The sequence below is a fragment of the Bacillus sp. EU63 genome (assembly GCF_038592915.1).
Classification (GTDB): domain Bacteria; phylum Bacillota; class Bacilli; order Bacillales; family Bacillaceae; genus Bacillus; species Bacillus velezensis.
This window is the reverse complement of the sequence record NZ_CP151944.1, coordinates 3,335,001-3,347,189: the sequence shown is the minus strand read 5'-3', so window position 1 is coordinate 3,347,189 and position 12,189 is coordinate 3,335,001. Positions and strand designations below refer to the sequence as shown.

Below are 12,189 nucleotides of genomic sequence, written 5' to 3'. Positions count from 1 at the left end.
TATTATTGTGATATTATTTATTAGAAAAATTTTCTTGAAATAGAAGGGGGGAATAAAAACTTGGATGTTTCTTTGAAAGATGTTTTTGGTATTTCGCGGATTGTTTTAAAAAGTTATGTTGATAGACAACAAATTGATGAGGATTACCAAGATAAAATTGAACTTACGGATCATCACATCGTAATATATGGTGAAACAAAAGTCGGAAAAACATTATTAAGAAAAAATATGTAACCAAAGCTGAAAACACTATAGTGATAGACTGTACGAAGGGAGTTGATTTAGCTGATATTTACACACAAATTTTATACAAATCTGGTGTGGAGATATCTGATAACTTCTCCAAAAGTATTGAAAAGTGCTCAAAAATTGATAGTCAAGTAGAGGCAAATCTATTTCAATTTTTAAAAGCGAAAGTGACCGGAGATTCATCTGAAAAAGAGTTATTAAGTGAATCAGGGAAAATGGATCTTCCCAAGACCGTAAGTGTCAGAGTGGCTGAATCACTGAAGGAAAAAGGTATTCAGTTTATCGTACTGGATGACTTTCATTATTTAAATTTAGTCGATCAATATCTGTTGGCTTTTGACCTGAAAATGTTTTATCAAAGCGGCTTAAGGTTCATTATAATCGGGACGAAAATTATAAATGGCTATTTTGAAAAATTCAATGGAGAATTATCTCAAAGAATTGATTATATTGATGCTACTAAATGGTCTACTACAGATTTAATGAATATAAAGAGTAGAGGCTGTAAAGAGCTGAACATAGACATTAGTGAAAATGTAACAAATTATTTTATAGAGGCATCTAGCCAAATAGTTGCTGTATATCAACAACTTCTTTTTGACTATTGTCGTGAAAGTGGGATAAGAAAGAGAAGTCGGAATTACATTGTTCTTGACAGTCTTGAATTAGCTAAGGAATGTAATGCTTTGTATTATAAAAGAGTAAGTGAGGAATATCTGAGAAATATTCAAGACATTGCAGATGGAGAAAGAAAAGCGAAGCTGAAGTTATACTATTATATAATGAAAATTGTGTTAACATCTGATCCAGATATAGCGAGGAGAGGTTTTTCTTTCCAGTACTTGTATGAGAATATTCACCGAATCCATGAGAAAAAGTCAATAAATCATGGTGCGCTGACCTCTGTACTTAATCACTTCGATGAATTGCAATCCAAAAAGGATATCTTTCCAAAGGTTTTTACATACTATGATAAAAGACTATATATTTCAGATTCGTCATTTTATTATATTTTAAAGCATTTTAATAAAGAAAATATAGATGATGTTCTTCCGCCTCATGATTTTCAGCTTAGTTTTCAATTTAATGACTGAAGGGCAGATACTGTTGTATCTGCCCTTTTTCATTCGCCGATCCGCTTGACTGAATTCCGGATGACGAGTTCCGGTTCATACACGACGTCATCCTTCTTCGGTTTTTTATGTTCTAAGCAGTCGATGACGTATTTTGCCGCCGCTTTCCCCATAATGGATTTCGGATGCTTGACAGAGGTGAGCTTCACCTCGGAAATCTGGGCGAAATGTGAATCGTCATAGCCCATGACCGACACGTCATCAGGCACCTTTAACCCGAATTCTCTGAGAAGATTAATCGTCTTCAGCGCAATTTCGTCATTGTAGCAAAGAATGGCCGTCGGATGTGACCCGCTGTTTTGCTCAAGGGTATGCTTAATTTTTTGGAGAAGCACGGTTTCTTTTTCCTCAGTCGTGTAAGTCACGATCATGTCCGGAGACGGAAAAATCCCGCGCTCCCGATGCGCCTGAAGATAGCCGTTCATCCGTTTGACGCCCTGCGTGTCATCCGCTTTAAAGATTCCCATAATGTGCGTGTGGCCGAGGGACATGACGTATTCGCAAGCCATCATGCCGCCTTTGACATCATTGACGGAAAAGCTTGGTGCGGCCAGCTCCGCATAAGAGGCGTTAATCATGGCAAACGGAATGCCGTTTTTCTCCAGATTGAGATAGTAGCCGATGTTGGGCGTCTGCAGCGCGCTTTTTGTAGGCTCGACAATCAGCCCGTCTATATTTTTGGACAGCAGGTTTTCAAGGCCGCGCCGTTCACTTTCTGTATTGTTGTTGGTGCTCGTCAGCAGCATGGAATAGCCCTGTTCGCTTAAATACGATTCGATTCCCCTGATGATGCTCGGAAAAATATAGTCTGATATGTACGTTGTAATGACGCCGATCGTTTTGTTTGAATGCATGGCTGATTTCGCCGTGCGTGAAGCGACAAAGGTGCCTCCGCCCTGAACGCTGTACAGCAGCCCCTGCGAGACCAAATCTCCGATCGCCTTTCTGATGGTATGGCGGCTGACGCCGAACTGCTGCATCAGCTCATTTTCCGTAGGCAGCTTTTCGTCCGGCTGTATTTTTCCTTGATTCAGCCATGAACAAATTTCTTCTTTTACTTGAGCATATTTCGGTAGCATATCAATTCCTCCAAAATGTATACGGACAAATTCCAGTATAACATAGTAAGCCCTTTCATCAAGCTGTAAAAATAATTGACAGATTATGAAAAACTGCTTATTCTTTATTTGTACGTACTAATTTTCCTTATTTTTAGATAAAATTCTTTATAAGTACGTACAAATGTGGCGATTCTGAAGAAAACAAAGCAACATCAAGCGCCGCACTCAGATTTGTAAGCGTTTTTATTCTATTATTCGCGGGAGGGTAAAATTCATGAAGAATCACCCGGCACCAATTGGCTCAAATGTACCTGTCACTCGGCAGCATTCCAAGTGGTTTGTCATTCTCATCTCATGCGCGGCCGGACTGGGAGGGCTTTTGTACGGTTATGACACGGCGGTGATTTCCGGCGCCATCGGTTTCCTGAAAGATTTGTACCGCTTAAGTCCTTTTATGGAAGGGCTCGTGATTTCAAGCATAATGATCGGCGGTGTTTTCGGCGTCGGGATTTCCGGATTTTTGAGCGACCGTTTCGGACGGAGAAAGATTTTGATGGCAGCGGCGCTGTTGTTTGCGGTGTCAGCGGTTGTCTCTGCGCTTTCTCAAAGTGTGTCTTCCTTAGTGATCGCCAGAGTCATCGGCGGTCTGGGAATCGGCATGGGCTCCTCGCTTTCTGTCACGTATATTACCGAAGCCGCTCCGCCGGCAATACGCGGCAGTCTGTCTTCACTGTATCAGCTGTTTACGATATTAGGGATTTCCGGCACTTATTTTATTAACCTCGCCGTTCAGCAGTCCGGCTCATATGAATGGGGGGTGCACACCGGCTGGCGGTGGATGCTCGCTTACGGCATGATTCCGTCCGTCATCTTTTTTATCGTGCTGCTTATCGTGCCTGAAAGCCCGCGCTGGCTTGCGAAAGCGGGGCGCCGGAATGAAGCCCTCGCCGTGCTGACGCGCATTAACGGCGAGCAAACCGCGAAAGAAGAAATCAAACAAATCGAAACGTCTTTACAATTAGAAAAAATGGGGTCATTGTCTCAGCTGTTTAAACCGGGGCTGAGAAAAGCGCTTGTGATCGGGATTCTGCTGGCTTTATTCAATCAGGTCATCGGCATGAACGCAATTACGTATTACGGGCCGGAAATTTTCAAAATGATGGGCTTCGGACAGAATGCGGGGTTTATCACGACATGCATCGTCGGTGTCGTTGAAGTGATTTTCACCATTATCGCGGTTCTTTTAGTCGATAAGGTGGGCCGGAAAAAGCTGATGGGGGTCGGATCTGCCTTTATGGCGCTGTTCATGATCTTAATCGGGGCATCCTTTTATTTTAAGCTGGCGAGCGGTCCGGCTTTAGTCGTCATTATATTGGGATTCGTCGCCGCTTTCTGCGTATCAGTCGGGCCGATTACGTGGATCATGATTTCGGAAATCTTTCCGAACCACCTCCGCGCACGCGCCGCCGGTATTGCGACGATATTCTTATGGGGGGCCAACTGGGCGATCGGCCAGTTCGTGCCGATGATGATCAGCGGGTTAGGGCTCGCGTACACCTTCTGGATATTCGCCGTCATTAATATTCTCTGTTTCTTGTTTGTCGTGACGATCTGCCCTGAGACGAAAAATAAATCATTAGAAGAAATAGAAAAACTTTGGATAAAATGAAAGCGTTTTACGACAAAAGTCCGCTCCGGCGGGCTTTTGTCTGTCACCTTCATTCCGTTTCTGTATATAATGACTGTATCAAGGAGATACTGGGAAATCCTGCGAAGAATGTCGACGAATTGACCTTTAACAGTTGAATTAACAATGTCATCCTGTTAAAATAATTAAAGAAAGCAGACATAATTTTTTTTGGCTATGATGGGACGTTTTTTGTCATAGCGGGACATTTTCTGTCCAGTATGAATAGGAAGGAACGTTTGAGTCATGAACCAGTTAATACAAGCTCAAAAAAAATTATTGCCTGATCTTTTGCTTGTGATGCAGAAAAGATTTGAAATCTTGCAGTATATCAGGCTTACCGAACCGATCGGCCGCAGAAGTCTTGCAGCCAGTCTCGGATTGACCGAGCGCGTTCTCAGAAGCGAGGTTCAGTTTTTGAAAGAACAGAATCTCATCGATATTAAAACAAACGGCATGACAATGACGGAAGAGGGCTATTCACTGCTTTCGATTCTGGAAGATACGATGAAGGATGTTTTAGGATTGACGCTTCTGGAAAAGACATTAAAAGAGCGGCTTAATCTGAAAGACGCCATTATCGTTTCCGGAGACAGCGACCAATCTCCTTGGGTCAAAAAAGAATTAGGGAGAGCGGCCGTTGCATGTATGAAAAAGAGATTTTCAGGCAAAAATATCGTCGCTGTAACCGGCGGTACGACAATTGAAGCCGTCGCCGATATGATGACGCCGGATTCAAAAAACCGCGAACTCCTGTTTGTGCCCGCAAGAGGCGGTTTAGGCGAAGATGTGAAAAACCAGGCGAACACCATATGCGCGCATATGGCGGAAAAGGCTTCAGGCACTTACCGGCTTTTGTTCGTTCCCGGGCAGCTGTCACAAGGCGCCTACTCATCTATTATTGAAGAGCCTTCCGTAAAAGAGGTGCTTCACACGATTAAATCAGCGAGTATGCTCGTTCACGGAATCGGCGAAGCTAGAACAATGGCGGAGCGAAGAAACACGCCTTTGGAAGATTTGAAGAAAATAGATGACAATCATGCGGTGACAGAGGCATTCGGCTACTACTTTAATGCGGACGGAGAAGTCGTTCACAAGGTGCATTCAGTCGGAATGCAGCTTGATGACCTCGATGCCATTCCCGACATTATCGCGGTAGCGGGCGGATCATCAAAAGCAGAAGCAATCGAAGCTTATTTTAAAAAGCAGCGAAACACGGTTCTCGTCACGGACGAAGGAGCCGCAAAGAAGTTATTAAGGGATAACAGTCCCTCAATATAAATATCTCTCACTTATTTAAAGGAGGAAATAATCATGGCAGTAAAAGTCGGTATTAACGGTTTTGGTCGTATTGGACGTAACGTATTCCGCGCAGCATTAAACAATCCTGAAGTTGAGGTAGTAGCGGTTAACGATTTAACAGACGCTAACATGCTTGCTCATCTTTTACAATATGATTCCGTACACGGAAAATTAGATGCAGAAGTTAAAGTTGACGGCAGCAACCTTGTTGTTAACGGCAAAACAATCGAAGTTTCTGCTGAGCGCGATCCTGCGAAACTCAGCTGGGGCAAACAAGGCGTTGAAATCGTAGTTGAATCTACTGGTTTCTTCACAAAACGCGCAGACGCTGCGAAACACTTAGAAGCAGGCGCGAAAAAAGTTATCATCTCTGCACCTGCTAACGAAGAAGATATCACAATCGTTATGGGTGTTAACGAAGACAAATACGATGCGGCTAACCACCATGTTATCTCTAACGCATCTTGCACAACAAACTGCCTTGCGCCGTTTGCAAAAGTACTTAACGACAAATTCGGCATCAAACGCGGTATGATGACAACTGTTCACTCTTACACAAACGATCAGCAAATTCTTGATCTTCCGCACAAAGACTACCGTCGTGCGCGTGCAGCAGCTGAAAACATCATTCCTACATCAACTGGTGCTGCTAAAGCAGTTTCCCTTGTTCTTCCTGAACTGAAAGGCAAACTGAACGGCGGAGCTATGCGTGTGCCGACTCCAAACGTTTCTCTTGTTGACCTAGTTGCTGAACTTAACAAAGACGTAACGGCTGAAGACGTAAACGCAGCTCTTAAAGAAGCGGCTGAAGGCGATCTTAAAGGAATTCTCGGCTACAGCGAAGAGCCATTAGTATCCGGAGATTACAACGGCAATGCTAACTCTTCTACAATCGATGCTCTTTCTACAATGGTTATGGAAGGCAGCATGGTAAAAGTAATCTCTTGGTACGATAACGAAAGCGGCTACTCTAACCGCGTTGTTGACCTTGCAGCTTACATCGCAAAACAAGGTCTTTAATTCATAGCTCCCGGAAAGGGCCGGACTTGGTTCTTTCGGACAGAAACGCTATAATGAAAGCGGACAAGGGAAGGGGACGGACTCCCTTTCCCTTTTTCCATGAGAACCGGCTTTCAGAAAGCGCCGGATTGCTGCAGAACGTCCGCGTTTTGAAGTTTCCGCGGCACTTTCGTTTTCTGAGCCGCCTGCCCTGGCTCAGAAGACGATCTGCCCCGTGCCCGGAAGCTGCAATCTGCCCCGCGGCGGAAGCATCATGAGGCGGTTTCACGTTTCACGTTTTTCGTGCTATGCAAACCATTTTGAAGGAGGATCTCCTAAGGCATGAATAAAAAAACAGTAAAAGACATCGACGTAAAAGGCAAAGTCGTATTCTGCCGCGTTGACTTTAACGTTCCAATGAAAGACGGGGAAGTAACAGACGATACTCGTATCCGAGCTGCGCTTCCAACAATCAAACACCTTGCAGACCAAGGCGCGAAAGTCCTTCTTGCGAGCCACTTAGGCCGCCCGAAAGGCGAAACGGTTGAGGAGCTTCGTTTAACTCCTGTCGCTGCACGCTTAGGCGAACTGCTCGGCAAAGAAGTGAAAAAAGCGGATGAAGCTTACGGCGATGCTGTAAAAGCACAAATTTCTGATATGAAGGACGGAGACGTTCTTGTATTGGAAAACGTACGTTTCTACCCTGGTGAAGAGAAAAACGATCCTGAGCTTGCTAAAGCATTTGCTGAGCTTGCGGATGTATATGTCAATGACGCATTCGGTGCTGCCCACCGTGCTCACGCATCTACAGCCGGAATTGCCGAGCATCTGCCGGCGGTTGCAGGATTCCTGATGGAAAAAGAGCTTGACGTTCTCGGCAAAGCCGTGACAAATCCTGAGCGCCCGTTTACGGCAATCATCGGCGGCGCGAAAGTAAAAGACAAAATCGGCGTAATCGAAAGTCTGCTTGATAAAGTGGACAACCTGATCATCGGCGGAGGTCTTGCTTACACATTCGTAAAAGCGCTTGGCTATGAAGTCGGTAAATCTTTGCTTGAAGAAGATAAAATCGAACTTGCAAAATCATTCATGGACCGCGCGAAAGAAAAAGGCGTTACATTCTATATGCCGGAAGACGTGCTCGTTGCTGATGATTTCTCTAACGATGCAAACGTTCAAATCGTGCCGATCTCTGAGATTCCAAGTGATTTAGAAGCGATCGACATCGGAACGAAAACCCGCGAAACGTATGCTGAAGTTATCAAAAACAGCAAACTTGTCGTATGGAACGGACCGATGGGCGTATTCGAAATCGACTTGTTCGCTCAAGGCACAAAAGCAGTGGCTGAAGCATTGGCAGAGGCAAACGATACATACTCTGTCATCGGCGGAGGAGACTCTGCGGCAGCCGTTGAAAAATTCGGCCTTGCTGACAAAATGAGCCATATCTCAACAGGCGGCGGCGCATCCCTTGAATTCATGGAAGGCAAAGAGCTTCCGGGTGTAGCTGCGCTGAACGATAAATAAAAACTGCTATAAGGAAGTGGAACAGATGAGAAAACCAATTATAGCCGGTAACTGGAAAATGAACAAAACACTCGGCGAAGCTGTCAGCTTCGTTGAAGAAGTGAAATCTTCCATTCCAGCAGCAGACAAAGCGGAAGCCGTTGTTTGCGCACCAGCTCTTTTCTTAGAAAAGCTGACTTCTGCTGTTAAAGGAACTGACCTGAAAGTCGGCGCCCAAAACATGCATTTTGAAGAAAACGGTGCGTTCACAGGTGAAATCAGCCCGGTCGCTCTGAAAGACCTTGGCGTGGATTACTGCGTCATCGGCCACTCTGAGCGCCGTGAAATGTTCGCTGAAACTGATGAAACAGTTAACAAAAAAGCGCATGCCGCTTTCAAACACGGCATTGTGCCGATCATTTGCGTAGGTGAAACGCTTGAAGAGCGCGAAGCCGGAAAAACAAATGATCTTGTTGCCGATCAAGTGAAAAAAGGTCTTGCGGGTCTTTCTGAAGAGCAAGTTGCCGCTTCCGTTATTGCGTATGAGCCAATCTGGGCAATCGGAACAGGCAAATCTTCTACAGCGAAAGATGCTAACGACGTCTGCGCGCATATCCGTAAAGTCGTTGCTGAAAGCTTCAGCCAGGAAACTGCTGACAAGCTCCGCATTCAATACGGCGGCAGCGTAAAACCTGCAAATATTAAAGAATATATGGCAGAGTCCGATATTGACGGTGCTTTGGTCGGCGGCGCAAGCCTTGAACCGCAGTCATTCGTTCAATTATTGGAGGAAGGTCAATATGAGTAAAAAACCAGCTGCACTCATCATTCTTGATGGGTTCGGATTACGCAATGAAACAGTCGGAAACGCAGTCGCACAAGCGAAAAAACCGAATTTCGACCGTTATTGGAACCAATACCCTCATCAGACGCTGACGGCATCAGGCGAAGCAGTCGGACTGCCTGAAGGACAGATGGGGAACTCTGAAGTCGGTCATTTGAATATCGGCGCAGGACGTATTGTGTACCAAAGCTTAACACGCGTGAACGTTGCCATCCGCGAAGGCGAATTCGAACGCAATCAAACGTTCCTTGACGCCATCAAAAACGCGAAAGACAACGACAAAGCGCTGCACCTGTTCGGCCTTCTTTCTGACGGAGGCGTACACAGTCATATCAATCATTTATTCGCGCTGCTGAAGCTTGCGAAAAGTGAAGGACTGACGAAGGTGTATATTCACGGTTTCCTCGACGGCCGCGATGTAGGTCCGCAAACAGCGAAAACTTACATTCAGCAGCTGAATGAGCAGATCGAAGAAATCGGTGTCGGCGAAATCGCCAGCATTTCCGGACGCTACTACTCCATGGACCGCGACAAACGCTGGGACCGTGTGGAAAAAGCGTACCGCGCAATGGCTTACGGCGAAGGCCCGTCTTACCGCAGCGCGATGGATGTAGTCGATGATTCTTATGCGAACGGCATTCATGATGAATTCGTCATTCCGTCCGTCATCACAAAAGAAAACGGTGAACCCGTTGCGAAAATTCATGACGGCGATTCTGTGATTTTCTATAATTTCAGACCGGACCGCGCTATCCAGATTTCAAACACGTTTACCAACAAAGATTTCCGCGATTTCGACCGCGGTGAAAATCATCCGAAAAACCTGTATTTCGTCTGCCTGACTCACTTCAGTGAATCTGTTGACGGATATGTGGCTTTTAAACCGGTAAACCTTGACAATACGGTGGGTGAAGTATTAGCACAGCACGGGTTAAAACAGCTTCGCATTGCAGAAACTGAAAAGTATCCGCACGTTACGTTCTTTATGAGCGGCGGCCGCGAAGAAGAATTCCCGGGCGAAGAGCGCATCCTCATTAACTCGCCGAAGGTCGCGACATATGACCTGAAGCCTGAAATGAGCGCGTATGAAGTGAAGGATGCTCTTGTAAAAGAAATCGCGGCTGACAAGCACGACGCGATCATCCTGAACTTTGCAAACCCTGACATGGTCGGCCACTCCGGAATGGTCGAACCGACGATTAAAGCAATTGAAGCAGTGGACGAATGCTTAGGCGAAGTGGTTGACGCCATCATCGCTAAAGGCGGACATGCCATCATTACCGCTGATCACGGTAATGCGGACATTCTGATTACAGAAACAGGCGAACCGCACACTGCCCATACGACAAACCCAGTCCCTGTCATTGTGACGAAAGAAGGCGTGACGCTGCGCGAAGGCGGAATCCTAGGCGACCTCGCACCAACGTTATTAGACCTTCTCGGTGTTGAAAAACCGAAAGAAATGACAGGAACATCTTTAATTCAAAAATAAGCGTAAATCAAAAGGAGAGACAAACTCATGCCATACATTGTTGATGTTTATGCACGCGAAGTCCTCGACTCCCGCGGCAACCCAACAGTTGAAGTTGAAGTATATACAGAAACAGGAGCTTTCGGCCGCGCATTAGTGCCAAGCGGAGCTTCTACAGGTGAATACGAAGCGGTTGAGCTTCGTGACGGCGACAAAGACCGTTACCTTGGAAAAGGCGTGTTAACTGCTGTTAACAACGTAAACGAAATCATTTCTCCAGAGCTTCTCGGCTTTGACGTAACTGAACAAAACGCAATCGATCAGCTTTTAATCGAGCTTGACGGAACTGAAAACAAAGGCAAACTCGGTGCGAACGCAATCCTTGGCGTATCTATGGCTTGTGCGCGCGCAGCTGCTGATTTCTTACAGATTCCTCTTTACCAATACCTTGGAGGATTCAACTCAAAAACGCTTCCTGTACCGATGATGAACATCGTAAACGGCGGAGAGCATGCTGACAACAATGTAGACATTCAAGAATTCATGATTATGCCTGTAGGCGCGCCTAACTTCCGTGAAGCGCTTCGCATGGGCGCTCAAATCTTCCACAGCCTGAAATCCGTTCTTTCTGCTAAAGGAATGAACACAGCTGTAGGTGACGAAGGCGGATTCGCTCCGAACCTTGGTTCTAATGAAGAAGCGCTTCAAACAATCGTTGAAGCAATCGAAAAAGCCGGCTTCAAACCTGGCGAAGAAGTGAAACTTGCTATGGATGCTGCATCTTCTGAGTTCTACAACAAAGAAGACGGCAAATACCATCTGTCTGGCGAAGGCGTTGTGAAAACATCTGCTGAAATGGTTGACTGGTACGAAGAAATGGTTTCTAAATACCCAATCATCTCTATCGAAGACGGACTTGACGAGAACGACTGGGAAGGCCACAAACTTCTTACAGAGCGTCTTGGCAAAAAAGTTCAGCTTGTCGGTGACGACCTTTTCGTTACAAACACGAAAAAGCTTGCTGAAGGTATCAAAAACGGCGTAGGCAACTCTATCCTGATCAAAGTAAACCAAATCGGTACATTGACTGAAACATTCGATGCGATCGAAATGGCGAAACGCGCGGGCTACACTGCCGTTATCTCTCACCGTTCAGGTGAAACTGAAGACAGCACAATCGCTGACATCGCTGTGGCAACTAATGCAGGACAAATCAAAACAGGTGCTCCGTCCCGTACGGACCGTGTTGCGAAATACAACCAGCTTCTTCGCATCGAAGATCAGTTGGCTGAAACTGCTCAATACCACGGTATCAACTCTTTCTATAACTTGAATAAGTAATCGAAAAAACCTCCCCATGGGGAGGTTTTTTTATATATCTGCATAAAGCCTTACCATATCCCGGCACTGTATCCCGTTTTCGAAAATCTCCTCTTCATAATGCCTGATGAAAAAATCATGGTCGATGGCTTGAAGTCTGAAGCCGCATTTTTGGTAAAGGGCAAGCTGGCCTATACTGGAGTTGCCCGTTCCAATTTCAATAGTCGCCGCTCCCATTTGTTTTGCCTTATTCACGGCCTCTTCTATGAGCTTTCTGCCGATGCCATTGTTCTGCATTGATTCTTTCACCGCAATATTGACGATTTCTACTGTTTTTGGTCTTGTTTTCAAAAGGACGAAGACCCCTGCAAGCTCGTCTGACGTCCAAGCCGTATAGCATTCTCCTCTTACAAGATAATCATCGACAATCTCTTTCGACGGATCGGCCAGCAGCAATAGTTCATACAGCGCTTCATCCGGCTCCGCGGCTTTTCGGATACTCAGTTTTTGCATGTCCGTTTCTCCTCCTCCATTATGATCGACAGCTATTTTTCAAAATAACTCCAAAATCATTCTACTTTATTATAAAATATGAAACATAGGAAAAGTTATACAAG

General features: G+C 45.4%; 11 protein-coding genes. 9 read left to right on the top strand and 2 right to left on the bottom strand.

Annotated features, from left to right (window positions below; genetic code table 11):
• The first annotated feature begins 60 nt into the window (after positions 1-60).
• Both NYE38_RS16785 and NYE38_RS16780 read left to right on the top strand, forming a co-directional pair.
• Entirely contained in the window at positions 61-234 is a 174-nt protein-coding gene (locus tag NYE38_RS16785) for a hypothetical protein (protein WP_340801955.1), read from the top strand.
• Positions 235-254: 20 nt separating this feature from the next.
• Entirely contained in the window at positions 255-1,343 is a 1,089-nt protein-coding gene (locus tag NYE38_RS16780) for an ATP-binding protein (RefSeq protein ID WP_340801957.1), read from the top strand.
• Positions 1,344-1,372: 29 nt separating this feature from the next.
• Here the strand turns inward: NYE38_RS16780 and NYE38_RS16775 are convergent, their stop codons facing one another.
• Positions 1,373-2,461 carry a GntR family transcriptional regulator gene (locus tag NYE38_RS16775; protein ID WP_007409953.1) on the bottom strand — a complete coding sequence of 363 codons (1,089 nt, stop codon included), beginning with the start codon at positions 2,459-2,461 and terminating at the stop codon, positions 1,373-1,375.
• 256 nt (positions 2,462-2,717) lie between these two features.
• On the opposite strand from NYE38_RS16775, the gene NYE38_RS16770 reads away from it, so the two are divergent.
• From NYE38_RS16770 to eno, 7 genes are all read left to right on the top strand, one after another.
• Entirely contained in the window at positions 2,718-4,112 is a 1,395-nt protein-coding gene (locus tag NYE38_RS16770; RefSeq protein ID WP_014418911.1) for a sugar porter family MFS transporter, read from the top strand.
• 264 nt (positions 4,113-4,376) lie between these two features.
• Positions 4,377-5,411, top strand: coding sequence for a gapA transcriptional regulator CggR (cggR, locus tag NYE38_RS16765; protein ID WP_003151607.1), 1,035 nt, complete (start codon positions 4,377-4,379; stop codon positions 5,409-5,411).
• Positions 5,412-5,444: 33 nt separating this feature from the next.
• Positions 5,445-6,452 carry a type I glyceraldehyde-3-phosphate dehydrogenase gene (gap, locus tag NYE38_RS16760; RefSeq protein WP_003151611.1) on the top strand — a complete coding sequence of 336 codons (1,008 nt, stop codon included), beginning with the start codon at positions 5,445-5,447 and terminating at the stop codon, positions 6,450-6,452.
• A gap of 321 nt (positions 6,453-6,773) precedes the next feature.
• Entirely contained in the window at positions 6,774-7,958 is a 1,185-nt protein-coding gene (locus NYE38_RS16755; protein WP_025649298.1) for a phosphoglycerate kinase, read from the top strand.
• Positions 7,959-7,983: 25 nt separating this feature from the next.
• Positions 7,984-8,745, top strand: coding sequence for a triose-phosphate isomerase (gene tpiA / locus NYE38_RS16750; protein ID WP_003151618.1), 762 nt, complete (start codon positions 7,984-7,986; stop codon positions 8,743-8,745).
• On the top strand, positions 8,738-10,273 hold the full coding sequence (gene gpmI / locus NYE38_RS16745; protein WP_003151620.1) for a 2,3-bisphosphoglycerate-independent phosphoglycerate mutase: 1,536 nt from the start codon (positions 8,738-8,740) through the stop codon (positions 10,271-10,273). Before tpiA ends, gpmI begins: the two co-directional genes overlap by 8 nt.
• A gap of 27 nt (positions 10,274-10,300) precedes the next feature.
• Positions 10,301-11,593 carry a phosphopyruvate hydratase gene (eno, locus tag NYE38_RS16740; RefSeq protein WP_007409956.1) on the top strand — a complete coding sequence of 431 codons (1,293 nt, stop codon included), beginning with the start codon at positions 10,301-10,303 and terminating at the stop codon, positions 11,591-11,593.
• Positions 11,594-11,623: 30 nt separating this feature from the next.
• On the opposite strand, the gene NYE38_RS16735 is transcribed toward eno, so the two are convergent.
• Positions 11,624-12,085, bottom strand: a complete 462-nt coding sequence (locus tag NYE38_RS16735; RefSeq protein WP_025649297.1) for a GNAT family N-acetyltransferase — start codon at positions 12,083-12,085, stop codon at positions 11,624-11,626.
• Positions 12,086-12,189 lie beyond the last annotated feature (104 nt).